Genomic DNA, 23,845 nt, shown 5'->3' on the forward strand with positions numbered 1-23,845 from the left:
GTGAAATCGAGTGCTGCGTCATGACCAATCTCTTGCTCTATCAACGAATTGCTCAGCAACTGGCTGAAGACATCCGCCGCGGTGTCTATCAACCGGGGGAGCGCGTGCCTTCGGTGCGCAAGATGAGCTCGCAGCTCAACGTCAGCCATGCAACGGTGTTGCAGGCCTACGCCAACCTTGAGGATCAGGGGCTGATTCGTGCCCGGCCGCAATCCGGTTACTACGTGCACCAGACGCCGGCGCTCACGGCGCCAACCCCGGATATTGCCCGGGTCGAGCGCCCTGGCCTGGTCACCCGCAGCAGCATCATCCAGCAAGTACTGGTCGAATCCCGCCGCGAAGGCGTCTTCCCATTGGGCGCGGCCGTACCGAGCGTCGACTATCTGCCGGTGCGGGCGCTGCATCAGCAACTGGCCAAAGTCACCCGTTTCCATAGCCCCCGAGCGTTCAGCTACATGTTCAGCCCCGGCTTCGAGCCGTTGCGTCGGCAAGTGGCGATCCGCATGCGCGATGCCGGCGTGGTGGTCGATCCGTCGGAAGTGGTGATCACCCACGGCTGCGTCGATGCGTTGCAGATGTCTCTGCGCGTGTTGACCCGGCCGGGCGATCTGATCGCCGCCGAGTCGCCAACCTATTACGGTTTGCTGCAGCTGGCTGACCTGCTGGGGCTGAAAGTCATCGAGATCCCCAGCGACCCGGCTACCGGCATGAGCCTCGAAGCCCTGCAATTGGCAGCCAACCAGTGGTCGATCAAGGCGCTGGTGCTGACCACCCGCCTGAGCAATCCCTTGGGTGGCACCATGCCTGAAGAGCGGCAGAAACAACTGCTGCGTCTGGCCTCGGATTTCGATATCCAGGTCGTCGAAGACGATATTTATGGCGAGCTGATGTTCGAGCAGGGCCGCACTAAATCGCTCAAGGCCTATGACCGGCTGGATCGAGTGATCTATTGCTCCAGTTTCTCCAAAACCCTGTCGCCCGGTGTGCGCATCGGCTGGATGATTGCCGGCAAGTACCAGCAGGAAATCCAGCGCTTGCAAACCTTCAGCACCCATTCGGCTTGCAGCGTCACGCAAATGGGCATCGCGGCCTATCTGGAGAACGGTGGCTACGACCGGCATTTGCGCTACATCCGTCAGGAATACCGCAAGAACCTCAGTGCTTTTCAGCTGGCGGTGCAGCAGTACTTTCCGGAAGGCACGCAGATGAGCCGGCCCACCGGTGGTTTCATTCTATGGGTCAGCCTGCCGGGACGGGTCAACACGCAGGAACTGCATGTGCGTGCGTTGCAACAGGGCATCAGTATTGCGCCGGGGCTGATCTTCAGTAACACCGAGCAGTTCAATCACTGCATTCGCCTGAACTGTGGCACCCCCTGGAACCGTGAAGCCGAGCGTGCATTGATGACGTTGGGGTTGCTGGCGACGCAACTTTGTCAGGAGACGACGAGCGGTTTTTGATCGGCCGGGCAGTTCTGAACTGCCCGCTTGTCTTGTCGCCTCCAACAGGCGAGCATATAAACTTCTGCCGTTCACGCCGTTGGGTCCATGAAGCCGATTTTTCCTGCCGCCTGGTTGTTGATCTGCCTGTTGATGACCTGTCACGCGGAAGGCGTCATGGCGGCTTCCGTTCAGGAAAAAACGGCAGCCAGCACAACCGCGAAAAAAACGGCACCGGTCAAAAAAGCCGCGCCGGCCAAAAAGAAGGCTACTGCAGTCAAAAAACGTTCCCCCATTGCTTCCAAGTCGAAACCGGCCAGTGAAGTCGTGAAAACCAAACTCCCTTCCGCAAATCTCGACTTGAGCTTGCCCAAGGACATGGTCGAAGAACTGAAGCCGGTCGGCACGGTACAGTTGCCCCGACGCGATGCGCTGTTGCCGCAAATGTTCGGTGACAAGAGCAGCCCGTTCCAGCTCAACGGTCGTCTGCTCAGCAACGAAATGCAGCTGCAACTGCGCAATGAAGAGCGTCGGGAAGTTGAAGGCGCGGCACTGGAATTCGAGTTCAAGCAGTAAATCCTTCCCATTCGTGACCCGCGGACCAGACGCTTTGTCGGAGACTGGTCAGTCACGTTCGTTTGAACGAAAAAACCCGGGCTCAGGTAATTTAAAACAGTCGTTTTAGCCGTTACTCTGTGCCACGTCCCTTTACCCGTCGCGAGGAGCTTGTCGTCATGAGATGCCGTGAAGGTTGTGGCGCCTGTTGCATTGCCCCTTCCATCAGTTCACCGATTCCCGGCATGCCCAATGGCAAAGCCGCCGGAGAGCGCTGCGTACAGCTGTCTGTCGATAACCTGTGCGGCATTTTCGGCAAGCCGGAACGTCCTGCGGTGTGTTCGGCATTTGAAGCCGATATCGAGGTCTGCGGAAGCAGTAGCGACGAAGCGATCAGGTTGCTGGGCTGGTGGGAACAAATGACGGCTGCGTGATGTTCATCGAACGGAATTTCAACAATAAGGAATAAGACTATGGGTTCGCTGCATCGTATGGCTGTGCTGTGTGGTTTGACGGTTTTGCTGGCCTCCACGGCCCAGGCCGAAGAATGGAAAACTGCCAAGGAAGAAGAGGGCATCAAGGTGTCCTTGAGTGAAGTGGCCGGTTCCCAGTACAAGGCTTTCCGTGGCGTGACCGTCATGAAGACCACCATGGCCAAATTGCGTGCATTGCAGGAAGACGTGCCAGGTGCCTGTGCATGGATTCACGAGTGCAAGACTCAGAAGTTGCTCAAACATGAAGGTAACCAGAGCTGGACCTACACCCAGTTCAATACCCCTTGGCCGGTCACTCCTCGCGACTCCGTGTTGCATGTCACCACCGCTGAAGGCGCCGATGGCAGCCTGACCCGCGAGCTGGAAGGGCAGCCCAAATACATTCCGGAAGAAAAAGGTTTTGTACGGGTCGCCCAAGTCAAAGGTTTCTGGAAGCTCGTGCCTAAAGGCGATCAAGTCGAAGTGACTTATCAGGCCCATACCGAACCCGGCGGCAGTGTGCCGTCGTGGTTGGCCAACAAGTTTGTGGTCGATGCGCCGTTCAATACCCTCAAAGCCCTGAAAGAACGCGCCGAGAAGTAACCACCCGACTCTTCTGATATAGCCTGTTCGACAAACGCCCGATGAGTAACCTGTGGCGAGGGAGCTTGCTCCCGTTGGACTGCGCAGCAGTCCCCTTCTTTTTTAGGTAGAGAATGGGGCCACTTCGCGGCCCAGCGGGAGCAAGCTCCCTCGCCACAGGTTCAGTATCGGGGCTTTATTTTGTTTCTGGATATGCGTTGAACGAAATTTTCACAAAGCCTCCAAGACAATTCACCCGCGCCCCAACCCGTCAGCCTCCGCAACTTTGCGTCACGTCTCTTGTCCCGGAACGCTGCAAGCGACAGTCGGGCCTGCGGGTCAGTAATCAATGGTAATGCCGCGGGTGATCGTGCAACATTTGCGCACCGCGCAAGCCCCGGGGCCGAGGATGGCCAACAGAGGGCGAGACAGCTGATGCCGGTCAGTCAAGCGCAATTCATGTGGGAGCGGGCTTGCTCGCAAAAGCGGTGTGTCAGACGACATCAATGTTGACTGTGCCGCCGCCTTCGCGAGCAAGCCCGCTCCCACAGGTTGACCGACCAGCATCAGGCAAGGCGCCGCTGTATTTTTGAAACTTCAACTTCCAATGGGTCCTAAAACGACATGGCAAACCCGGACGCCCTGAGTCAGCAGCGAGCTTCTAGTCGCCTGCTGCAACCGACCGTCAAATCGCATCTGGCCTACACACTGTTGTGTGCCCTGGTCATGATGGTCATGTTCAGCCTGCTGCGCGTGGCGCTGCTGGTCTACAACAGCTCGATGATCCTCGATACACCGGCTTCGACCTTTCTGGAAGCGTTCGCCAACGGCCTGCGTTTCGACTTGCGTCTGGTGGTTTACCTCAGCATTCCGCTGCTGCTGGCATTGTTCAGCGCCCGGGCCATGGCCGCCCGCGGGTTCTTCCGGCTGTGGCTGACCGTTGCCTCGAGCATCGCGCTGTTCCTCGGCCTGATGGAGATGGACTTTTACCGCGAGTTCCACCAGCGCCTCAACGGTCTGGTCTTCCAATACGTGAAAGAAGACCCGAAAACCGTGATGAGCATGCTCTGGTACGGTTTTCCGGTGGTTCGCTACCTGTTGGCCTGGGCCGTGGGCACGTTGATTCTGACCCTCGCGTTCAAGGGCGCCGATCGCGCCACGCGTCCTCGCGGGCCGTTCAGCGGTGGCAGCATTGGCACGCGGCAGGTCGCTCCGTGGTATGCGCGTGGCGTGGTGTTCGTGGTCTGCCTGCTGGTCTGCGTGGTCGCGGCTCGTGGCACCTTGCGTCAAGGACCGCCGATGCGTTGGGGTGACGTTTACACCACCGACTCGAACTTCGCCAACCAGTTGGGCCTTAACGGCACGCTGTCGCTGATCGCGGCGGCGAAGAGCCGGATGTCCGAACATCGCGACAATGTCTGGAAAGCCACGCTGCCACAGCCTCTGGCCCAGCAGACCGTGCGCGATTTGTTGCTGACTTCGAGCGATAAGCTGGTCGATCCCGAGACCGCCGCGGTGCGTCGCAACTATAGCCCCGACACCAACAAGACACTGCCGATCAAGAACGTCGTGGTGATCCTGATGGAAAGCTTCGCCGGTCACTCGGTGGGCGCTCTGGGTCGTCCGGGTGAAATCACACCGTACTTCGACAAACTGTCGAAAGAAGGCCTGTTGTTCGACCGTTTCTTCTCCAATGGCACCCATACCCACCAGGGCATGTTCGCCACCATGGCCTGCTTCCCGAACCTGCCGGGTTTCGAATACCTGATGCAGACGCCTGAAGGCAGCCACAAACTGTCCGGCCTGCCGCAGTTGCTCAGCGCCCGCGACTACGATGATGTGTACGTCTACAACGGCGACTTCGCCTGGGACAACCAGTCGGGTTTCTTCAGCAACCAGGGCATGACCAATTTCATCGGGCGCAATGACTACGTCAACCCGGTGTTCTCCGATCCGACCTGGGGGGTGTCCGACCAAGACATGTTCAACCGTGGTCTGGAGGAATTGAAGGCCCGCGATGGCAAGGACAAAAAGCCTTTCTATGCCTTGCTGCAGACCCTGTCCAACCACACGCCGTACGCCTTGCCGACGCCATTGCCGGTGGAGCGCGTGACCGATCGTGGCAACCTGAACGAACACTTGACCGCCATGCGCTACTCCGATTGGGCGTTGGGTCAGTTCTTTGAACAGGCCCGCAAAGAGCCGTACTTCAAGGAAACCCTGTTCGTGGTTGTCGGCGACCACGGTTTTGGCAATGAACAGCAAATTACCGAAATGGACCTGGGCCGCTTCAACGTACCGATGCTGATGATCGGGCCGGGCGTCCAGGAAAAATTTGGTCAACTTGACCACACCGTGGGCACCCAGATCGACGTCGTGCCGACCATCATGGGCCGGATCGGTGGCGACGTGGTTCATCAATGCTGGGGTCGCGACTTGCTGAACCTGCCGGAAGGCGATAAGGGCTTTGGCGTGATCAAACCGTCGGGTAGTGATCAGACGGTTGCATTGCTCACCGGGGATCGCGTGCTGGTACTGCCCAAAGAGATGCCGCCGAAGTTGTATCAATACGAACTGGGCGCCAATCCGAAAGGTGAAGTGATCCCGGCATCGGCTGACGAAGCGGCGCTCAAGCAGAAACTTGAGTCGTTCATTCAGACGGCTACCAAAAGCCTGATCGATAACACCGCCGGTGTGGTTGACGGCAAGCCGGACTAAATTTTTGCGCAATAAAAAAGAGGCCCTTCGCAGGGCCTCTTTTTTTGCCGGCAAAACCTTTATATCTTGCCAAGTAGCAGCAGGATTAATAGCACCACCAACACCACGCCGATGATGCCGGACGGGCCGTAACCCCAACTTCTGGAGTGCGGGAAGACCGGCAAACCACCTATCAGCAATATGATAAGGATAACGATAAGAATTGTGCCCATGTCTGTTTCCTTGTTGGAAGCGTTGTGGATTGACCTAGGGTTTTAGCCATCAGCTGGACTTGTATTAATCCTAGCTGCTTACGAAATCCGACTCATGGATATGAAGAAAAATTCCAGTTTTTTTTAATGTATTTGGCAAGCACGCTTATTTCTTTTATTGCGTCTCAAAGTTGAAACACCCGGACCGCGCCGTGGTTCATTGCGGGCCATTCAGCAATCTGATGGAGCGTGGGTGGCGCAGTATCCTTCGCTACACTCGGTGCATCTTCCCCGGAACAACAAGGCTGTTTGCTATGCAAAATCGCATGATGATCACTGGCGCGGGCTCAGGCCTGGGTCGCGAAATCGCGCTGCGCTGGGCGCGTGAAGGCTGGCAGCTGGCCTTGTCGGATGTCAGTGAGCCCGGCCTGCAAGAAACCCTGAAGCTGGTTCGCGAAGCCGGCGGCGACGGGTTCATCCAGCGTTGCGATGTGCGCGACTACAGCCAGCTGACGGCTTTTGCCCAAGCCTGTGAAGAGAAGTTCGGCGGCATCGATGTCATCGTCAACAACGCCGGAGTGGCCTCGGGCGGGTTCTTCAGTGAGTTGTCGCTGGAAGACTGGGACTGGCAGATCGCGATCAACCTGATGGGCGTGGTCAAGGGCTGCAAGGCTTTCCTGCCGCTGCTGGAGAAAAGCCAAGGCAAGATCATCAACATCGCCTCGATGGCGGCACTGATGCAAGGCCCGGCCATGAGCAACTACAACGTGGCTAAGGCGGGGGTGGTGGCTTTGTCCGAAAGTCTGTTGATCGAACTGGCCCACGAGGAAGTCAGTGTGCATGTGGTCTGTCCGTCGTTCTTCCAGACCAATTTGCTGGACTCCTTCCGCGGCCCGACCCCGGCCATGAAAGCCCAGGTCGGTAAATTGCTGGAAAGCTCGCCAATCACCGCTGCCGATATTGCCGACTACATTTATCAGCAGGTCGCCGTCGGCGAATTCTTGATCTTGCCTCACGAACAGGGCCGCATGGCCTGGGCGATCAAACAAAAAGACCCGCAATTGCTCTACAACGAAATGACCGTGATGGCCGACAAGATGCGCGCCAAGGCCAAACAATCCGCAAGCTGAACTTGCCCGTGCGCAATACCGTCGTTAGGGTGGCCGCCATCGGCCATCCCAACGAGACATCTGCATGCTCAATTACCTGTGGTTTTTCCTCGCCGCGCTGTTCGAAATCGCTGGCTGCTTCGCCTTCTGGATGTGGCTGCGCCAAGGTAAAAGCGCGTGGTGGATTATCCCGGCGTTGCTCAGCCTGATCTTGTTCGCGGTGTTGCTGACGCGGGTCGAAGCGAGCTACGCCGGCCGCGCCTATGCCGCCTACGGTGGCATCTACATCATTGCGTCGATCGGCTGGCTGGCGGTGGTCGAGCGGATTCGTCCACTGGGCTCGGACTGGATTGGCGTGGCGCTGTGTGTGATCGGGGCGAGTGTCATTCTGTTTGGCCCGCGTTTTTCCGCTGCCTGAAGGATCGGTCCTTCATTCAAACCGGTTTGTCGGATAAGTCCTTCAGGGCTCTGCATCCTGCGCTGTAGGGCGAGACTGTTTTGTTGTCGTTGCATTGAAGACCCGCTACGCGCCGGGCATCTTCAAGGGCCGGTAACCCTGAAGGATGAATGCCATGCTTGTACTTAGTCGCGTTGTGGGCGAATTGATATCCATTGGTGACAACATTACCGTGCGGGTTCTCGCCGTCAACGGAAGCAGCGTGCGCTTCGGTGTTGAAGCGCCGCAGCAGGTCAACGTACATCGCGCCGAAGTCTATGAGCGCATCCAGATCAAACAGGCCAAAGCCAAAGCCCGTTAAGAATCTCAGTCGAACAGATGCTTGGGCACGTCGTGCTTGAGCATCAACTGGCATTGCTCGCTTTCCTGATCGAAAACGATCAACGCCTGGCCTTTGGTCAATGCCTGACGAACACGCAAGACGCGGGTTTCCAGCGGTGTGTCATCGCCGTTGTCCGTGCCGTCACGGGTCACGAAATCCTCGATCAGACGGGTCAGGGTATCGACTTCAAGTTGGTCGTGGGGGATCAGCATAAGGCACCTCGGCTAAACAATGGCGCGATGCTACGGCGAATGAAGGGGGGCGGCTAGTCCGGTCTGAACAGTTGCCTGCCAGGCCGCCTCGCGAGCAAGCCCGCTCCCACATTCGACCGCATTCCTATGAAAGAACTCGGTCACCTGTGGGAGCGGGCTTGCTCGCGAAGACGATCGTTCACACACCGAATATTTACAGGTAAAACTCAACCTTCTGAACGCTGCCCAATCAAACTATCCACCGACGGCACCCGGGTATCACTTTCCATCTGCGTCTCGTGTTCGATCTGGTGACTGAACCGGTCCAGCGATCCCTTGGCCGGTTGTGCATCGCTGTCGAATACCGGCGGGCTGAGGATGTAGGCGCCGAGCAGGCGGCTGAGGGCGGCGAGGCTGTCGATGTGGGTGCGCTCGTAACCGTGAGTGGCATCGCAACCGAAGGCGAGCAGGGCGGTGCGAATGTCGTGGCCAGCAGTGACCGCCGAGTGAGCATCGCTGAAGTAATAGCGGAACAGGTCACGGCGCGCCGGCAGTTCGTTGTCGCTGGCCAGGCGCAGCAGGTGGCGTGACAGGTGATAGTCATAAGGCCCGCCGGAATCCTGCATTGCCACGCTCACCGCGTGTTCGCTGGAGTGCTGGCCGGGCGCGACCGGCGCGATGTCGATGCCGACGAATTCGCTGACATCCCAGGGCAGGGCCGCCGCCGCACCGCTGCCGGTTTCTTCAGTAATGGTGAACAGCGGATGGCAGTCGATCATCAACTCTTCGCCGCTGTCGACGATGGCTTTCAGCGCCGCCAGCAGTGCGGCAACGCCAGCCTTGTCATCGAGGTGGCGGGCGCTGATGTGGCCGCTTTCGGTGAACTCCGGCAACGGGTCGAAGGCAATGAAATCACCGACGCTGATCCCCAGCGAATCGCAATCGGCGCGGGTGGCGCAGTACGCGTCCAGACGCAATTCGATGTGATCCCAGCTGATCGGCATTTCATCCACGGCAGTATTGAACGCGTGCCCGGAAGCCATCAGCGGCAACACGCTGCCGCGGATCACGCCGTTGTCGGTGAACAGACTGACGCGGCTGCCCTCGGCAAAACGACTGGACCAGCAACCGACTGGTGCCAGGGTCAGGCGACCGTTGTCCTTGATTGCGCGAACCGCCGCGCCAATGGTGTCCAGGTGAGCGGAGACCGCGCGGTCCGGGCTGTTCTTCTTGCCCTTGAGGGTGGCGCGGATGGTGCCGCGACGGGTCATCTCAAAGGGAATGCCCAGCTCTTCGAGACGCTCGGCGACGTAACGCACGATGGTGTCGGTGAACCCGGTGGGGCTGGGAATGGCGAGCATTTCCAGCAGGACTTTTTGCAGATAATTGAGATCCGGTTCGGGAATTTTGCGGGTCATGGAAACTCCTGATGGGTTGAGAGCTGATCGTTCCCACGCAGAGCGTGGGAATGATCATGAGGGGGGAGCTAAACCGCCGGCTGACTATGCGCAAACAACAAATCCACAAACCGCTCGGCCGTTGGCTGCGGTTCATGGTTGGCCAGCCCGGCGCGCTCATTGGCTTCGATAAACACATACTCCGGCTGATCAGCGGCCGGCACCATCAGGTCGAGCCCGACCATTGGAATATCCAGCGCCCGCGCCGCGCGCACTGCCGCATCCACCAAGGTCGGATGCAGAATCGCCGTGACGTCTTCAAGCATGCCGCCGGTATGAAGATTCGCCGTGCGCCGCACGAACAGATGCTCGCCGGCCGGCAGAATGCAGCTGTAGTCGTAACCCGCATCCTGCAAGGTGCGCTGGGTCTCATGGTCTAGCGGGATTTTGCTTTCCCCGCTGGTCGCCGCCTGACGGCGACGGCTCTGGGCTTCGATCAGCGCACCGATGGAATGCTGACCATCGCCCACCACTTCCGCCGGACGGCGAATGGCGGCCGCGACCACTTCGAAACCGATCACCAGAATCCGCAAGTCGAGGCCTTCATGGAAGCTTTCCAACAGCACTCGACTGTCGAAGGTGCGGGCATTTTCGATGGCTTGCTGGACCTCTTCGATGGTGCGTAAATCCACCGCCACCCCTTGGCCCTGTTCACCGTCCAGCGGTTTGACCACCACCCGTTCGTGCTCGTCGAGAAACGCCAGATTGTCATCCGCGCTCGCCGCCAGTTGTTGGGCGGGCAGTTTGAGTCCGGCGTTTTTCAGCACCTTGTGGGTCAGGCTTTTGTCCTGGCACAACGTCATGCTGACGGCGCTCGTCAGATCGCTCAGTGATTCGCGGCAACGCACCCGGCGACTGCCGTGAATCAAGGTGAACAGGCCAGCCTGGGCGTCATCTACCTGCACTTCAATACCGCGTCGGTGAGCCTCCTCGACGATGATTCGCGCATACGGATTGAACTCGGCTTCGGGGCCGGGGCCGAGAAACAACGGCTGATTGATGCCATTCTTGCGCTTGATGGCGAAGGTCGACAAGTTGCGAAAGCCGAGCTTGGCGTAAAGACTTTTCGCCTGACGGTTGTTGTGCAGCACGGACAGGTCCAGGTAACTCAGGCCACGGCTCATGAAGTGTTCGATCAAGTGCCGCACCAGCACTTCACCGACGCCTGGGCGGGAACATTGCGGATCGACCGCCAGGCACCACAGGCTGCTGCCATTTTCCGGGTCATTGAAGGCCTTGTGATGATTCAGGCCCATGACACTGCCGATGATCGCGCCGCTGTCCTCATCTTCGGCCAGCCAGTAAACCGGGCCGCCCTGGTGATGAGGCGTCAGCAAACTCGCATCGATCGGCAGCATGCCGCGCGCCTGATACAGCTGATTGATCGCCTGCCAGTCCGCCTCGCTTTGCGCCCGACGGATGCGGAAGCCGCGAAACACCCGAGTGGCCTGACGGTAATCACTGAACCACAGGCGCAAGGTGTCGGAGGGATCGAGAAACAGCTGCGCCGGTTCCAGCCCCAGCACTTGCTGGGGCGCGGCGACGTACAAGGCGATATCCCGCTCACCGGGCTGCTCATTGAGCAACTCTTGGGCCAGGCTCGCGGCATCGGGAAAGGTATGGCCGATCAGCAACCGGCCCCAGCCGCAGTGCACCGCGATTGGCGCGGCGCCCAATTCACTGCGGTCTTCAGCCAGGCGCGCCTGCAAACGTTCGTAAGAGGGCGTCTGACCGCGCAACAAGCGTTGGCTATAAGCCGTGGCATGAGGTTTCATCGATCAGATTCCTTGTTCGCTGAGCCACAGGTTCAGGGCCGCCAATTGCCACAGCCTGGAACCGCGCAACGGGGTCAGTTGACCTTGCGGATCGGTCAGCAGGCGGTCGAGGATGGCGGGGTTGAACAGGCCACGTTCCTGACTCGGATCGAGTAGCAGTTCACGCACCCAGTTCAGCGTATCGCCCTGCAAATGTTTGAGGCCAGGGACCGGGAAGTAGCCCTTTTTGCGGTCGATCACTTCACTCGGAATGACCAGGCGCGCCGCTTCTTTCAAGACGTGCTTGCCGCCATCCGGCAGTTTGAATTTGCCCGGCACCCGTGCCGACAACTCCACCAGGCGATAGTCGAGAAACGGCGTACGCGCTTCCAGACCCCAAGCCATGGTCATGTTGTCGACCCGTTTGACCGGGTCATCCACCAGCATCACGGTACTGTCCAGACGCAGGGCTTTGTCCACGGCTGCATCGGCACCGGGCTGGGCGAAATGCTCCTTCACGAAGTCGCCAGCCGCGTCGTTGGCCGTCAACCATTTCGGCTGCACCGTGGCGGCGTAGTCGACGTAGCTGCAGTCGAAAAACGCCTCGCGATACGCCGCGTACGGATCGCTCGCACCATCCACCTGCGGATACCAGTGATACCCGGCGAACAACTCGTCCGCGCCCTGACCGCTTTGCACCACCTTGCAATGCCTGGCCACTTCGCGAGACAGCAGATAGAACGCGATACAGTCATGGCTGACCATCGGCTCGCTCATGGCGCGGAATGCCGCGGGCAGTTGGTCGATGATCTCTTTTTCGTCGATGCGCAGTTGATGGTGCTGCGTGCCGTAGTGTTTGGCGATCAGGTCCGAATATTGAAACTCGTCACCACGTTCGCCACCGGCATCCTGAAAACCAATGGAAAAGGTCGACAGGTTTTCGACCCCGACTTCGCGCAACAGGCCCACCAGCAAACTCGAATCGACGCCACCGGAAAGCAGCACGCCTACATCCACCGCCGCCCGTTGACGGATCGCCACCGCATCACGGGTGCTGTCGAGCACGCGATCGCGCCAGTCTTCGAGGGTCAGGTTCAGTTCGTCGGCATTTGGGCCGTAGGGCAGGGTCCACCAGGTTTTCTGCTCGGTGGTGCCGTCTGCGTCGATGCGCATCCAGCTCGCCGGAGGCAGTTTCTCGATGCCCGCCAGCAAGGTGCGCGGCGCCGGGACCACCGCATGGAAGTTCAGATAATGATTGAGCGCCACCGGGTCGAGGATCGGGTTGATGTCGCCGCCCTTGAGCAATGCCGGCAGGGCCGAGGCAAAGCGCAGGCGTTGACCGGTGCGCGATAGATACAACGGCTTCACGCCGAGACGGTCGCGGGCAATGAATAGACGTTTGGCGTCGCGCTCCCAAATGGCGAAGGCGAACATGCCGTTGAGTTTGGGCAACAGCGCTTCGCCCCAGGCGTGATAACCCTTGAGCAGCACTTCGGTGTCACCGCCGGAATAAAAGGCGTAACCGAGGCTTTCCAGCTCGGTGCGCAGTTCCGGGAAGTTGTAGATCGCGCCGTTGAAGGCCAGGGACAGACCCAGTTGGTTGTCGATCATCGGTTGGGCCGAGCCGTCCGACAGGTCCATGATTTTCAGGCGCCGATGGCCCAGGGCAATCGGCCCCTGGCTGTGGAAACCCCATGCGTCAGGGCCGCGAGGGGCCAGGTGATGGGTGATCCGTTCAATGGCTGCGAGGTCCGCAGGTTGATGGTCGAAACGTAATTCTCCAGCTAATCCGCACATAAGTCCTTACCGGTTTTTTCCGTTGGGGAGGGTCAATCGATACGCGCCAAAAACGGCGGGTACTCGGAAACTGACCCATGTGAATCCCTGGAGTTTTAGACCGATAAGTTATAAAGCTGCGTGTCAGGCTTTTCCGCGGATCAATTGGCGCAAGGCAAAACGGTTGGGATGGCAGGCCTCGGCCACTGTTTTTGGCAGCGGCAACGGTTCGTTTTCAAGCCACGCAGCCAACAGCTCGCCAGACAACGGCGCGGTGATCAAACCGCGAGAACCGTGACCGCTGTTGACGTAAAACCCCTCGAGCCATGGGCAGGGCACATCGGGCACTTGTCGGGCATCTTTGCTCAGCGCGGCATAGGCCTCGGCGAAGGCGCTTTGTTCGGCCAGTGGCCCGACGATCGGCAGATAGTCGGGGCTGGTACAGCGGAATGCCGCACGACCTTCAAGCCGTTTCGGGTCCAGGTCTGGAACATGCAGACGGGCGACCAGGTCAGTGGAGATTTCCTCGAGCAACGCCAGGTTGCCGAGGTGTTCGGCGACGGTGGGGGTCAGCTCATCGCTTTTGAAATCGAAGCTGGCGCCGAGGGTGTGTTCGCCCAGGCGAGCAGGTGCCACATAGCCTTCAGCGCAGACGACGGTCGCCAGGCTCTGGCTTTCAGGGGTTTGTGCCAGTCGGGTGATCTGGCCGCGAATACGTTTGAGGGGCAGGTCGGCGCTGTGTGGAAACCGCTTGATCTCGGCGGCGCCGGCAAGAATCACCACGGGCGCGCTCGCCAGCAGTGCATCGCCGTCCCAGGCCTGCCATTGATCATCGACCTTGCGCAGTTCCAGCACCTCGCGATGGGGCAGCCACTGAATGTTCGTTGAGGACGCCTGCCACTGACACAACGCGGGCGGATGAACCCAGCCACCTTCAGGGTAGAACAAGCCGCCGTGTGCCAATTCGATGCCGGCCCGGGCCTGGGCCTGGGGCTGATCGAGCAGGTGCACCAGGCTCGGTGAAAAGGCCGCAGCCAATTGCGCCTGACGCTCGGCTTCCTTGGCATTGAAGGCCAGTTGCAAGACCCCGCAATCGTCCCAATCGACGCCACTCTGTAATTGTTCCAGCAGACGTCGGGTGTAGCCAAAACCGCTGACGATCAATTGCGACAACGCCGTGCCATGGGCCGAAAGCTTGAGGTACAGCACACCTTGAGGATTGCCCGAGGCTTCCTGCGCCAGTGCCGCGTGACGGTCCAGCAGAGTGACTTGCCACCCCCGCGCGGCGAGGCTGGCGGCACTGGCGCAACCGGCCAGCCCGGCGCCGATCACCAGAGCGCGGCGTTCGCCGGTCAGCGGTTGTGGGCGAGCGAACCAGGGTTTTGTCGCGGCTGGTTTAGGGGCCTCTTCTGGCCAACCGAGGAACGTGCCCCGCAGGATTTCCCATTTATGGCCAATGCCCGGCGTGCGCTTCATCTTGAAGCCCGCCGCGTTCAATAGGCGGCGCACCCAGCCGGTGCTGGTGAAGGTGCTGATGGTCGAGCCGGGAGTCGCGAGGCGAGCCAGTTCGGCAAACAATTCGGCGGTCCACATGTCGGGATTTTTCGCCGGGGCGAAACCGTCGAGAAACCAGGCGTCGATCTGCGCATCCAGTTGCGGTAACTGCTCCAGCGCATCACCGATCAGCAAGGTCAGGGTGACGCGGCCGTTGTCCAGCACCAAGCGCTGAAAGCCCTGATGGATCGCTACGTATTGCGCCAGCAATTGATCGGCGAATGGCTTGAGTTCTGGCCACAACGCCAAAGCCCGTTGCAGATCGGGCGCGCTCAGCGGGTATTTTTCGACGCTGACAAAATGCAGTCGCGCACCGGCCACCGCGTGCTGTTCGAACAACTGCCAGGCACAGAGGAAATTCAGCCCGGTGCCGAAACCGGTTTCGCCAATCACCAGTCGCCCACCCGCCGACAATGCGGCGAAGCGGTCACGCAAATCGTTTTGCTCCAGAAACACGTAGCGGGTTTCTTCAAGGCCCGACAGGTCGGAAAAATACACATCATCGAACACCCGCGAGCGCGGGCGACCTTGGTCGTCCCAGTCGAGCTGGGCGTGGGGCAATACAGGTTTCATGGCAGGCTCGGCAACGGCAAGGTGGCCATTCTAGCCGATCGCCGTTACGGCGCTTGATTCATGGCAAGTGCCACATTGGTTGTGTCAGGGGAAATCGTCGCTTTTGTGGCGAGGGAGCTTGCTCCCGCTCGGGTGCGCAGCAGTCGTAAAACTCGCGACGCGATCAATCTGAAAAACCGCGGTCTATGGCTTTGGGGCCGCTTCGCGACCCAGCGGGAGCAAGCTCCCTCGCCACAGGATTTGTATCAGCCTTCAGATTGATTTGTCCTACACATGAGCAGTCAATCCGCTAGTCTTGCTCAATCCTGGAAGGAGCCGCTCCATGTTCGAATCTGCTGAAATCGGTCATGTCATCGACAAAGAAACCTATGAAGCCGAAGTGCCGGCGTTGCGTGAAGCCTTGCTCGAAGCGCAGTTCGAACTTCGCCAGCAACAGCGCTTTCCGGTCATCATTCTGATCAACGGCATCGAAGGCGCCGGCAAGGGAGAGACGGTCAAGTTGCTCAACGAATGGATGGACCCGCGCTCGATCGAGGTCCGTACCTTCGATCAACAGACCGACGAAGAACTGGCGCGACCGCCAGCCTGGCGCTACTGGCGAATGTTCCCGGCCAAGGGCCGCATGGGGATTTTCTTCGGCAACTGGTACAGCCAGATGCTGCAGGGACGGGTTCATGGTTTGTTCAAGGATCCACGACTCGATCAAAGCATCAACGGGGCCGAGCGGTTGGAGAAGATGTTGTGCGACGAGGGCGCGCTGATCTTCAAGTTCTGGTTTCACCTCTCCAAAAAACAGATGAAAACGCGGCTCAAGTCACTGGCCGACGACCCGCTGCATAGCTGGCGCATCAGCCCGCTAGACTGGCAACAATCCGCGACCTACGACAAGTTCGTGAAGTACGGTGAACGGGTGCTGCGCCGCACCAGCCGCGACTATGCGCCGTGGCATGTGATCGCCGGCGTGGACGCGCGCTATCGCAGCCTGGCGGTCGGCAAGATCCTGCTCGAGGGCCTGCAGAGCGCGCTGAAGAGGCCCAGGATTCACCCAGACAAAGTCAGCGCCGCACCCTTGGTCCCCAGCGTCGATCAGTTCAACCTGATCGACAGCCTGGACCTGACCCTGCATCTGGACAAGGACGACTACGAAGAACAACTGATTACCGAGCAGGCACGGTTTTCCGGGCTGATGCGCGACAAGCGCATGCGTCGCCACGCGTTGATCGCGGTGTTCGAAGGCAACGACGCGGCAGGCAAGGGCGGGGCGATCCGTCGGGTGGCCGCGGCGCTCGACCCACGCCAATACAACATCGTGCCGATCGCCGCGCCTACCGAGGAAGAACGGGCGCAGCCATATCTCTGGCGGTTCTGGCGGCATATTCCGGCGCGGGGCAAATTCACCGTGTTCGACCGTTCCTGGTATGGCCGGGTGCTGGTGGAACGCATCGAAGGCTATTGCAGCAAAGCGGACTGGTTGCGCGCCTATGGCGAGATCAACGACTTCGAAGAGCAGATAGCCGATGCCGGGGTGATCGCGGTCAAGTTCTGGCTGGCCATCGACAAGGAAACTCAGATGGAACGCTTTAAGGAGCGTGAACAGATCTCCTTCAAGCGTTTCAAGATCACTGAGGACGATTGGCGCAATCGCGACAAATGGGACGACTACCGCACCGCCGTCGGCGATATGGTCGATCGCACCAGCACCGAGATATCACCCTGGACCCTGGTGGAAGCCAACGACAAGCGCTGGGCACGGGTCAAGGTCTTGCGCACCATTAACCAGGCGCTGGAAGAGGCCTTCGAAAAGTCCGACAAACGCGAGAAGAAACTGCAAAAGCGCAAGCGCTGAACCGATGGCTGCGCATACGCGAGGTGAATGATTGTCGCGGTCGGTCAGGGGGTGGACTTATGCTCGGTCCAACTCCTGACTGACAACAACAATGAGGTGTATGCCATGCGTGAAGTGGTGATCGTCGACAGCGTGCGGACCGGCCTGGCCAAATCCTTTCGCGGCAAGTTCAACATGACCCGTCCGGACGACATGGCGGCCCACTGTGTCAATGCGTTGCTCACGCGCAATGACGTCGACCCGGCCAGTGTCGAGGATTGCATCGTCGGCGCCGGCTCCAACGAAGGCGCCCAGGGCTTCAACATCGGCCGCAACGTCGCGGTGCTGTCGCACTTGGGCATCGGCACGGGTGGCATGACCCTTAACCGCTTCTGTTCGTCAGGCTTGCAGGCCATCGCCATTGCCGCCAATCAGATCGCTTCGGGCTGCAGCGACATCATCGTCGCCGGTGGTGTCGAGTCGATCAGCTTGACCATGAAAAGCGTCAACACCGACAACCTGATCAACCCGCTGCTGAAAGAGCAGGTGCCGGGCATCTATTTCCCCATGGGCCAGACCGCCGAAATCGTCGCGCGTCGTTACAACGTCAGTCGCCAAGAGCAGGATTTATACGCCCTGCAAAGCCAGCAACGTACCGCCCTGGCGCAGGCCGCCGGGTTGTTCAACGATGAAATCGTACCGATGGCGGTGAAGTATCGCGTTGAGGACAAGGTCACCGGCCAAGTGCAGATCCTTGACGGCATCGTCGACCACGACGACTGCAACCGCCCGGACACCACGTTGCAAAGTCTGGCCGGGTTGAAACCGGTGTTTGCCGAAGACGGCTCAGTGACCGCTGGCAACTCGTCGCAATTGTCCGATGGCGCTTCGATGACCCTGGTGATGAGCCTGGAGAAAGCCCTGGCGCTGGGGCTCAAGCCCAAAGCCTTCTTCCGCGGTTTTGCCGTGGCCGGGTGCCAGCCGGACGAGATGGGTATCGGCCCGGTGTTCTCGGTGCCGAAATTGCTCAAGGCCAAGGGTTTGCAGATTAGCGACATCGATTTGTGGGAGCTCAACGAAGCGTTCGCCTCGCAATGCCTGTACAGCCGCACTCGACTGGAAATCGACAACGACAAATACAACGTCAACGGCGGCTCGATTTCCATCGGCCATCCGTTCGGCATGACCGGTTCGCGTCAGGTCGGGCACATCGTGCGTGAGTTGCAGCGGCGAAACCTGCGCTACGGCATCGTCACCATGTGCGTGGGGGGCGGGATGGGGGCTACGGGGTTGTTTGAGGCGGTGCGTTAAGTGATGCCGAGCGCGAAAAACTCGGGCTCTGGCGCGAGGTAAATAGGGTTTAGTTTTTTTGCGTCTGGTGCAAGAGAATTGCGAAAGCTGAGGTGGTTGGGTAGGCAGCGGAGACGATAGTCCCCGCTGTCTTTTGTTTTTCAGCCTGCTTTGATTAGCTTTTCGGCAATCCATTGCGCGATTTGCGTAACGACGGCGTTTCCGGCAGCGAAAGCCTCTGCAAGGTTGGACGCATCCAGTCCGAGGCAAAACCCATCATCTTCAGACGCTCGCTGCCGCTCAGCCATCTGATGCCATCCGTGCGGTTGAGCGACGAAAGTGGTACAGCCCATAGCGATTTGTGAGCCTGCTTTGTTTGCCAATAGAGTATTGGCAGCCCATGCATCCGCGGGGCGTGGCCATTGGATCTTGCTAGACGCTGGAGGTATTGCTTCCACTGGCGCAGCGTCAGCCAGCAGCTCGATGGGGGGCATTCGTCGATGACCTGCGACCAGGAATATTCGACGACGTTGCTGGGGGACTCCGAAATATTGAGCATTAAGCACTCGCCAGAATCCCACATACCCGCATTGCGCAAGGGCCCCGATGACTGTTTCAAAGTCTTGGCTATCGTTGATAGCGAGCAGGTTAACGACATTCTCAAGCACCACCCAGCGAGGTTGTGTCTCTTTGAGGATTCGTATGACTTCCCAGAATAGGCCGCTTCGTTGGCCGCGCAGGCCGCGGGTGTCTTTGTTGCTGGGTCTGGCGCCGGCCAGGCTGATGTCTTGGCAGGGAAAGCCGCCGGTGATGACGTCGACGGGGCTGAGGTTGTGGGCGCCGCAGTGGCGGACATCTTCGAATTGGGCGGCGTGAGGAAATCGATCGGCAAGCACAGCCCGGTTGATGGGGTTAAGTTCCACTTGCCAGGTGGTGCGGTAGCCTGCGTTTTCGAATCCGACATCAAAACCTCCTATGCCTGCGAACAGGCTTCCAATGGTGGGCTGGGGCATGTCTGCTCTTTAATGGACAGATGCTCAGGGCATTCGGATAGGAGGCTCGGGGCCTTCAGGTGATTGAGTGTCCGGCAGCGCGGGCACTTGATTTGTAGTTCGATGAAGCCACGGATGGCGGCGAGTTTGCGGTGACATTCGCCACAGCGAATTTCCTGCATGGTTATGCCCCTTGCGCTGTTGGCCACCCCTTATCGAGCATGGCCGCCTTGTAAGTCCCTTTAGCCAATGCAGCAAGCAACTGACACTCGCGATCGAAACAGGCCTGGACGTGGACCCGCACGGCTTTGGCTAGGTCGATCAGTTGCGCTGCATTCAGTTCTACCGGCCCGCTTAGCGCCTTCCAGGTACAGGCATAAGCCGGATTGAGCACCGCAGATAGCGCGGCTGCTGTGATCAACGCTTGGCTTGCTCGGTGGGTATCAATACGAACGCCGTTGACGGTGATGCCTGCTACTTCATGCCGATAGCGCACGGCCGCAATTTGCGCGGCATCGTCGGCTGGCGCTCTAGGCGTTACGGTGAACAATCCATTCACGTATTGCATGCCTGACCGTGTGTCGTCGGAGCAAGCTACCCAAATTAAAGAGGGATGAAACCGTCCTTGCGGGTCGATGTTTGTAACTTCAGCTACTGTTGCGTTTTCTATACGTGCCCACATGCTCATCACCATTGAATTGTTATTTGCCCATCTGCGCCATCAGGTGCCGGACCGTCACTACGCCCGCCACCCCCTTGTCCCGGACTTCGCGGCTTTTGGTTATCGCTCCCTGCCGCCGTGGATACACCACCCCCACCACGTCCCCCGTGAAAGTCTGTGTTACTGCTATCGCCAACAGGGAGGCCACCTTGGCCGAGGGTGCCGTTCTCATCACCACCCACACCTTGCCCCCCTTGTGGTCCTTGGCCATTGATAAAGCCGCCTGCTCCATTCGAGGCCCATAAGGTGGTTCCAAATGACGAGGTGCCACCGTTGGTGCCTGTGCTTCCATCCTCCAAACCACCCACACCACCTGAGCCCACCGTGACCGTTACCGACGTAATACCGGTCAGGTCGACGAGCTTTTTGGCAATACCTCCGCCAGAGCCACCCGAAGGACCCGGTAATGATCCGGATCGGGCACCGCCACCGCCGCCTGCGATGACAATCACCCATGCTTTAGTTACGCCAGGCGGTACGTCCCAGGTGAATACCCCCGCCAACGAATAGACTTTTATGCCACGGAGCGGAAACATTGCTGCGAGCGTTTTAGGCGTAATTATCGTGCGATCATCAGTGCCCGCTTTGACCAAGATTTGAGTTGCTATCCGCGCAATACCCGGCGCACTCGTAGTTGCCTGAACGACCTTGGCGCCGATCGCTTGGAACACCCTGAGCGCATTCATCGGCTTGTTAGTATCAGACCCTTTCTCTGCTTCCCGCTGGTTGGCAAAGGGAATACCGGAGCCATCGAGGAACGCATCGATTTTTTTCTTGAGCCAGCTTGTCCGGTTCGCCAGTTGTTTGGCCGGTAGGTTAGTAATGCCTTCTGGCCCACCCAGTACCGGGTCGGATGTTTCGAGTTGGTAGACGCCAGGCGCCCAGTCGGGTGATTCGGGTAAGTCGGCCATTAGCTGCTCCCATGGTTGTATTGGCCGTCGTAGCACGCGACGGCGTTGTAGCGAATGGCGACGGTCTGGTAGTCGAGCGATACCAGGCGGCAGCGTGCCGGGGCGATGGAAAGAAGCAGGCAGCGCAAGAGCATCGCCTGATCGTTGGTGATGACGCGTTTTAGAACGACCCGGTACAGCGGCCAGGCAGAAGCCTCGGTGCTCGGCTGCGCGTGTAGCCCTTCCTGGAGGGTGACTTCACCAAAGCCCAACAAACGAATGATTTCGCGGATCGCCCATGGCGTGCCCTTGAACCGATGCAGCTCAGAGGCGTTTTTGATTAAGTTGCGCTTGGCTTCTTCGGATTCGGCCAGGCCCCAGGCGGCTTCGTCGAGCAGCGAGAACTGATCGGCCAAGGCCGGTAGCAGCGAGGGTTTCACCAGGTCGATCAGGTAGACCAGCATCACGTTGAGATCGAGGTCGGCCAGTGCCTGGTTAAGCAGCTCGCACAGCAGCGCGAATCGTTCATCGTCAGCCAATGCAGGCGGCAGCGGCTGATCAGTCATAGGCCACCCCGGCATCGATCAATTGGATGGCGGAGCAGTTTGCCCACTCATTGCCCTGCAACTCGCGCAAGCTTGCTGGTAGAAACAGATGGGCGCGGTACACGCCGGTGACTTGAAGCTCTGCGATGAGTTGTTCTGGCACCAGATCGCGGCCGAGACTGGCGCGGCATTCGGCGGCGTAGGCCTGCGCGGCGGCTTGTGCGGCTGCCATGGCGACGCTGCGGTCGGCGTTGGCGTAGAAGGTAATGTTTGCCTTGATTTGATAGGCGACCTCGGTGGGTGACAGCGCGCTGACCGTGTCGCACAGAGGGCGCAGTTTTTCGCCGCTGACCTGGTGCTCTATGCGTTGCAGTAGATCGTCCGTTGGTAAGCCGGTGATGGTCAGTGGGAACAGCGCGACGTGGCCGTCTGGCTGGCCTTCGTCTGGGCCATTGACGGCGACGTCGATGATCGACTGGTGCACGGCCAGGGTGTGGTAGCGGTAAGCGGCACGACTGCCGGCGTTGCTGAAGGCTTCGGGGGCCAGGATGATGCGCTCGCGGTAGCGGTCATCGTCTTCATCTTGAGCACCGTGGGCGGTGATCGTGGTGTTGCTGGCCGTCAGGCCTGCCGCTGGCGAGCTACCGAGGGTGCTGATCTGGCCGACGGTCCAGCCGTTGCCTTGTTCGCCCGCGGTCAAGCAGGTTGCGGTGACGGTCACATGGGTTTGACCGACGGCCATCACCACATCCCGATCGGTGATGAAGGTGAGCTTGGCATCTTGAGTACTGACCCGAGTGCCGACTGGGATCAGTAGTGGCTGCGCCACGGCCGTGGGCATGGTGAAGCACACCGTGCAGCCGGCAGCCTGGGCCAGCAACCTTGGCGTGGCGACCAGTTCACCGAGGTAATCGAGGATCGGGCCGCGGGCGAATCGCACCAGCAGTTGTTCGCCGGCATTCTGGATGCTCATCTGCAACCGGGACACCGCGTAGGCAATCTGGTCGATGTACAGCCGCTCGATCTGGGCCGGGTACAGGGTTTTGCCCGACTTCTGCTCGTAGCGGGCGATCAGTTGGGCCTCTAGCGCGGCGGGGTCTATTTTGATGAGTTCGGGTTTAGGCAGCTCGCGCATAGGGCACCTCGGTCAACTGGGGTACTTCGCCGGCTACACGCCACTGCACGCGCACGGTAATTTGCGCGGCGTTGATCTGGATTTGCACCTGGACTACCGAGACGCGGGGTTCCCAGTGGCGAATCGCGTCGACGGCTTCGCGCACCAGGTGTGGCGTGACGCGGTTGGTGGGCCAGTCGAGGTACAGGTGCAGGTCGCTGCCAAATGTTGGACGATGGGGATCGCTGCCCTTGGGCGTGCTCAGGATGATGCGGATGGCCTGGTCGATGTCGCGCAGACCCTCGACCACCTCTCCGGAGGTACCCAGGGTTGGCTGCCAATGAGCGGCGGTGATGCTGGTATGGGGAATGGGCGTAGTCATGGGCACATGGTGCATGTGCCAATTAACGCTGGCTTTTAATCGAGTTTAAGGAGCCCTTCCGCTATAAGGAAGAACATCGAATGGATCTTCAATTTGGAGAGCACGCCTTGAGTAACAGCTATCATCCGCCTTTGTATCAGGCGCAACGATTCACGTGCCCACATTGCATGGCCTTTTCATCCATGGACTGGACTGCGTTGAAGGCACCAAAGTACCCAATAAAATTCATCATGATGGCTGCCTGCCAAGGTTGCGATAATTACAGTCTCTGGGTGCCTGTTAAAAACGCTGTGTCTGCGTTAGCCCTTATTAATATGGACTACAAGCTTGTTTACCCAGCAATTTCTCAAGCCCCGAATCCTGAAGAGAACATGCCCGACGAAATTAAGATCGATTTCGAGGAGGCTAGGCAGGTTTTTGGCAGTTCGCCTCGGGCGGCAGCCGCATTATTACGGCTGTGCGTGCAAAAGCTCTGTCATCAGCTTCTCGGCAAAAAAGGCGACATTCACAAACAAATTGGTGAGCTTGTTGATAAAGGACTACCACCCCGTGTGCTGAAGGCCTTTGACACCATTCGCATCTTCGGAAATGAGTCTGTACACCCCGGAACCGTGAACCTCAATGACACCCCAGAGGTTGCCCTCGCGCTTTTCAGTTTGTTGAACATGGCGGTTCGTCACTGCATCACGGAGGAAAAGGAGCTGGAAGCGATCCGCGCTTTGACTCCTGAGACCAAGCGCAGAGAAATCTAGCTACTATCCATGCTGTTGCCTCTTTCAGGATGAGCACTAAATGTCTAAGCATGTAGCCCCCACTTTCCACGCCAAAGCCTACACATGCATGTTTTGTTCGGTCCTCACATCCATGACTTGGGTTCCGCTGTGGATCCGTCAAGGTGGTGGAGTTAGGTTGTCGTCATTCCAGTTGTGCTATTG

24 protein-coding genes are annotated in these 23,845 nt (G+C 59.1%); 11 read left to right on the top strand and 13 right to left on the bottom strand.

Annotated features, from left to right (window positions below):
• The first annotated feature begins 20 nt into the window (after window positions 1-20).
• The 5 genes from IC37_RS06315 to IC37_RS06335 all read left to right on the top strand — a co-directional run bounded on the left by IC37_RS06315 (window position 21) and on the right by IC37_RS06335 (window position 5,767).
• A complete protein-coding gene (locus IC37_RS06315) occupies window positions 21-1,460 on the top strand; it encodes a PLP-dependent aminotransferase family protein (RefSeq protein WP_030132000.1) in 1,440 nt (479 codons plus the stop codon).
• Between the two features lie 87 nt (window positions 1,461-1,547).
• Complete coding sequence (locus tag IC37_RS06320; RefSeq protein ID WP_030132001.1) at window positions 1,548-2,015, top strand: hypothetical protein; 468 nt, start codon at window positions 1,548-1,550, stop codon at window positions 2,013-2,015.
• 158 nt (window positions 2,016-2,173) lie between these two features.
• Complete coding sequence (locus tag IC37_RS06325; RefSeq protein ID WP_030132002.1) at window positions 2,174-2,428, top strand: YkgJ family cysteine cluster protein; 255 nt, start codon at window positions 2,174-2,176, stop codon at window positions 2,426-2,428.
• 39 nt (window positions 2,429-2,467) lie between these two features.
• Window positions 2,468-3,070 (top strand): START domain-containing protein, encoded by a 603-nt coding sequence (locus IC37_RS06330; protein WP_030132003.1) that lies wholly within the window; start codon window positions 2,468-2,470, stop codon window positions 3,068-3,070.
• Between the two features lie 603 nt (window positions 3,071-3,673).
• Window positions 3,674-5,767, top strand: coding sequence for an LTA synthase family protein (locus tag IC37_RS06335; RefSeq protein WP_030132004.1), 2,094 nt, complete (start codon window positions 3,674-3,676; stop codon window positions 5,765-5,767).
• A 59-nt stretch (window positions 5,768-5,826) separates the two neighbouring features.
• Here IC37_RS06335 and IC37_RS06340 read toward each other — a convergent pair whose 3' ends face one another.
• Window positions 5,827-5,979 carry a DUF3309 family protein gene (locus IC37_RS06340; RefSeq protein ID WP_033864998.1) on the bottom strand — a complete coding sequence of 51 codons (153 nt, stop codon included), beginning with the start codon at window positions 5,977-5,979 and terminating at the stop codon, window positions 5,827-5,829.
• A 293-nt stretch (window positions 5,980-6,272) separates the two neighbouring features.
• Here IC37_RS06340 and IC37_RS06345 point away from each other — a divergent pair, with 293 nt between their 5' ends.
• The 3 genes from IC37_RS06345 to csrA all read left to right on the top strand — a co-directional run bounded on the left by IC37_RS06345 (window position 6,273) and on the right by csrA (window position 7,825).
• The gene (locus IC37_RS06345; protein WP_030132005.1) at window positions 6,273-7,088 is read left to right on the top strand and encodes an SDR family oxidoreductase; all 816 of its coding nucleotides are present in this window, start codon (window positions 6,273-6,275) and stop codon (window positions 7,086-7,088) included.
• A gap of 64 nt (window positions 7,089-7,152) precedes the next feature.
• Window positions 7,153-7,485 carry a YnfA family protein gene (locus IC37_RS06350; RefSeq protein WP_030132006.1) on the top strand — a complete coding sequence of 111 codons (333 nt, stop codon included), beginning with the start codon at window positions 7,153-7,155 and terminating at the stop codon, window positions 7,483-7,485.
• 154 nt (window positions 7,486-7,639) lie between these two features.
• Window positions 7,640-7,825, top strand: a complete 186-nt coding sequence (gene csrA / locus IC37_RS06355) for a carbon storage regulator CsrA (RefSeq protein ID WP_030132007.1) — start codon at window positions 7,640-7,642, stop codon at window positions 7,823-7,825.
• A 5-nt stretch (window positions 7,826-7,830) separates the two neighbouring features.
• Here csrA and IC37_RS06360 read toward each other — a convergent pair whose 3' ends face one another.
• The 5 genes from IC37_RS06360 to mnmC form a co-directional block, all read right to left on the bottom strand.
• Window positions 7,831-8,058, bottom strand: coding sequence for a YheU family protein (locus IC37_RS06360; protein WP_030132008.1), 228 nt, complete (start codon window positions 8,056-8,058; stop codon window positions 7,831-7,833).
• Between the two features lie 206 nt (window positions 8,059-8,264).
• Window positions 8,265-9,455, bottom strand: coding sequence for an osmoprotectant NAGGN system M42 family peptidase (locus tag IC37_RS06365; RefSeq protein ID WP_030132009.1), 1,191 nt, complete (start codon window positions 9,453-9,455; stop codon window positions 8,265-8,267).
• Between the two features lie 68 nt (window positions 9,456-9,523).
• Window positions 9,524-11,269 (bottom strand): N-acetylglutaminylglutamine synthetase, encoded by a 1,746-nt coding sequence (gene ngg / locus IC37_RS06370; RefSeq protein ID WP_030132010.1) that lies wholly within the window; start codon window positions 11,267-11,269, stop codon window positions 9,524-9,526.
• A gap of 3 nt (window positions 11,270-11,272) precedes the next feature.
• Window positions 11,273-13,045, bottom strand: a complete 1,773-nt coding sequence (locus IC37_RS06375; RefSeq protein WP_030132011.1) for an N-acetylglutaminylglutamine amidotransferase — start codon at window positions 13,043-13,045, stop codon at window positions 11,273-11,275.
• 123 nt (window positions 13,046-13,168) lie between these two features.
• Window positions 13,169-15,151: a bifunctional tRNA (5-methylaminomethyl-2-thiouridine)(34)-methyltransferase MnmD/FAD-dependent 5-carboxymethylaminomethyl-2-thiouridine(34) oxidoreductase MnmC gene (mnmC, locus tag IC37_RS06380; RefSeq protein ID WP_030132012.1), complete on the bottom strand. Its 1,983-nt coding sequence runs from the start codon at window positions 15,149-15,151 to the stop codon at window positions 13,169-13,171.
• Window positions 15,152-15,473: 322 nt separating this feature from the next.
• Between mnmC and pap the strand changes: the two genes are divergently transcribed.
• Together pap and IC37_RS06390 are read left to right on the top strand one after the other, a co-directional pair.
• The gene (gene pap, locus IC37_RS06385) at window positions 15,474-16,997 is read left to right on the top strand and encodes a polyphosphate:AMP phosphotransferase (RefSeq protein WP_030132013.1); all 1,524 of its coding nucleotides are present in this window, start codon (window positions 15,474-15,476) and stop codon (window positions 16,995-16,997) included.
• Between the two features lie 105 nt (window positions 16,998-17,102).
• Window positions 17,103-18,287, top strand: coding sequence for a thiolase family protein (locus tag IC37_RS06390; protein ID WP_030132014.1), 1,185 nt, complete (start codon window positions 17,103-17,105; stop codon window positions 18,285-18,287).
• A 140-nt stretch (window positions 18,288-18,427) separates the two neighbouring features.
• Here IC37_RS06390 and IC37_RS06395 read toward each other — a convergent pair whose 3' ends face one another.
• Genes IC37_RS06395 through IC37_RS06425 form a run of 7 tightly spaced genes read right to left on the bottom strand, consistent with a single transcriptional unit; the run spans window position 18,428 to window position 22,910 of the window.
• Window positions 18,428-19,279 (bottom strand): DNA cytosine methyltransferase, encoded by an 852-nt coding sequence (locus IC37_RS06395; protein WP_030132015.1) that lies wholly within the window; start codon window positions 19,277-19,279, stop codon window positions 18,428-18,430.
• Window positions 19,240-19,440, bottom strand: a complete 201-nt coding sequence (locus IC37_RS06400; protein WP_081729410.1) for a Com family DNA-binding transcriptional regulator — start codon at window positions 19,438-19,440, stop codon at window positions 19,240-19,242. Before IC37_RS06400 ends, IC37_RS06395 begins: the two co-directional genes overlap by 40 nt.
• Window positions 19,441-19,442: 2 nt before the next feature.
• A complete protein-coding gene (locus IC37_RS06405) occupies window positions 19,443-19,940 on the bottom strand; it encodes a DUF4376 domain-containing protein (protein ID WP_256580681.1) in 498 nt (165 codons plus the stop codon).
• A gap of 5 nt (window positions 19,941-19,945) precedes the next feature.
• The gene (locus IC37_RS28970) at window positions 19,946-20,890 is read right to left on the bottom strand and encodes a glycine-rich domain-containing protein (protein WP_143519161.1); all 945 of its coding nucleotides are present in this window, start codon (window positions 20,888-20,890) and stop codon (window positions 19,946-19,948) included.
• Window positions 20,890-21,435: a phage tail protein I gene (locus tag IC37_RS06415; protein WP_030132017.1), complete on the bottom strand. Its 546-nt coding sequence runs from the start codon at window positions 21,433-21,435 to the stop codon at window positions 20,890-20,892. Before IC37_RS06415 ends, IC37_RS28970 begins: the two co-directional genes overlap by 1 nt.
• The gene (locus IC37_RS06420; protein ID WP_030132018.1) at window positions 21,428-22,549 is read right to left on the bottom strand and encodes a baseplate J/gp47 family protein; all 1,122 of its coding nucleotides are present in this window, start codon (window positions 22,547-22,549) and stop codon (window positions 21,428-21,430) included. Before IC37_RS06420 ends, IC37_RS06415 begins: the two co-directional genes overlap by 8 nt.
• On the bottom strand, window positions 22,533-22,910 hold the full coding sequence (locus IC37_RS06425) for a GPW/gp25 family protein (protein WP_030132019.1): 378 nt from the start codon (window positions 22,908-22,910) through the stop codon (window positions 22,533-22,535). The genes IC37_RS06420 and IC37_RS06425 overlap by 17 nt, the downstream gene beginning before the upstream one ends.
• Before the next feature lie 80 nt (window positions 22,911-22,990).
• Between IC37_RS06425 and IC37_RS30375 the strand changes: the two genes are divergently transcribed.
• Complete coding sequence (locus IC37_RS30375) at window positions 22,991-23,662, top strand: DUF4145 domain-containing protein (RefSeq protein WP_051414883.1); 672 nt, start codon at window positions 22,991-22,993, stop codon at window positions 23,660-23,662.
• Window positions 23,663-23,845: the final 183 nt, after the last annotated feature.

It is taken from the genome of Pseudomonas sp. QTF5, from assembly GCF_000512695.2.
Taxonomy (GTDB): domain Bacteria; phylum Pseudomonadota; class Gammaproteobacteria; order Pseudomonadales; family Pseudomonadaceae; genus Aquipseudomonas.

Bases quoted from the DNA above. Each gene is read 5' to 3' on its own strand.
- IC37_RS06315 (WP_030132000.1), top strand. From the start codon at position 21: ATGACCAATCTCTTGCTCTATCAACGAATTGCTCAGCAACTGGCTGAA.
- IC37_RS06320 (WP_030132001.1), top strand. From the start codon at position 1,548: ATGAAGCCGATTTTTCCTGCCGCCTGGTTGTTGATCTGCCTGTTGATG.
- IC37_RS06325 (WP_030132002.1), top strand. From the start codon at position 2,174: ATGAGATGCCGTGAAGGTTGTGGCGCCTGTTGCATTGCCCCTTCCATC.
- IC37_RS06330 (WP_030132003.1), top strand. From the start codon at position 2,468: ATGGGTTCGCTGCATCGTATGGCTGTGCTGTGTGGTTTGACGGTTTTG.
- IC37_RS06335 (WP_030132004.1), top strand. From the start codon at position 3,674: ATGGCAAACCCGGACGCCCTGAGTCAGCAGCGAGCTTCTAGTCGCCTG.
- IC37_RS06340 (WP_033864998.1), bottom strand. From the start codon at position 5,979: ATGGGCACAATTCTTATCGTTATCCTTATCATATTGCTGATAGGTGGT.
- IC37_RS06345 (WP_030132005.1), top strand. From the start codon at position 6,273: ATGCAAAATCGCATGATGATCACTGGCGCGGGCTCAGGCCTGGGTCGC.
- IC37_RS06350 (WP_030132006.1), top strand. From the start codon at position 7,153: ATGCTCAATTACCTGTGGTTTTTCCTCGCCGCGCTGTTCGAAATCGCT.
- csrA (WP_030132007.1), top strand. From the start codon at position 7,640: ATGCTTGTACTTAGTCGCGTTGTGGGCGAATTGATATCCATTGGTGAC.
- IC37_RS06360 (WP_030132008.1), bottom strand. From the start codon at position 8,058: ATGCTGATCCCCCACGACCAACTTGAAGTCGATACCCTGACCCGTCTG.
- IC37_RS06365 (WP_030132009.1), bottom strand. From the start codon at position 9,455: ATGACCCGCAAAATTCCCGAACCGGATCTCAATTATCTGCAAAAAGTC.
- ngg (WP_030132010.1), bottom strand. From the start codon at position 11,269: ATGAAACCTCATGCCACGGCTTATAGCCAACGCTTGTTGCGCGGTCAG.
- IC37_RS06375 (WP_030132011.1), bottom strand. From the start codon at position 13,045: ATGTGCGGATTAGCTGGAGAATTACGTTTCGACCATCAACCTGCGGAC.
- mnmC (WP_030132012.1), bottom strand. From the start codon at position 15,151: ATGAAACCTGTATTGCCCCACGCCCAGCTCGACTGGGACGACCAAGGT.
- pap (WP_030132013.1), top strand. From the start codon at position 15,474: ATGTTCGAATCTGCTGAAATCGGTCATGTCATCGACAAAGAAACCTAT.
- IC37_RS06390 (WP_030132014.1), top strand. From the start codon at position 17,103: ATGCGTGAAGTGGTGATCGTCGACAGCGTGCGGACCGGCCTGGCCAAA.
- IC37_RS06395 (WP_030132015.1), bottom strand. From the start codon at position 19,279: ATGCCCCAGCCCACCATTGGAAGCCTGTTCGCAGGCATAGGAGGTTTT.
- IC37_RS06400 (WP_081729410.1), bottom strand. From the start codon at position 19,440: ATGCAGGAAATTCGCTGTGGCGAATGTCACCGCAAACTCGCCGCCATC.
- IC37_RS06405 (WP_256580681.1), bottom strand. From the start codon at position 19,940: ATGTGGGCACGTATAGAAAACGCAACAGTAGCTGAAGTTACAAACATC.
- IC37_RS28970 (WP_143519161.1), bottom strand. From the start codon at position 20,890: ATGGCCGACTTACCCGAATCACCCGACTGGGCGCCTGGCGTCTACCAA.
- IC37_RS06415 (WP_030132017.1), bottom strand. From the start codon at position 21,435: ATGACTGATCAGCCGCTGCCGCCTGCATTGGCTGACGATGAACGATTC.
- IC37_RS06420 (WP_030132018.1), bottom strand. From the start codon at position 22,549: ATGCGCGAGCTGCCTAAACCCGAACTCATCAAAATAGACCCCGCCGCG.
- IC37_RS06425 (WP_030132019.1), bottom strand. From the start codon at position 22,910: ATGACTACGCCCATTCCCCATACCAGCATCACCGCCGCTCATTGGCAG.
- IC37_RS30375 (WP_051414883.1), top strand. From the start codon at position 22,991: ATGGATCTTCAATTTGGAGAGCACGCCTTGAGTAACAGCTATCATCCG.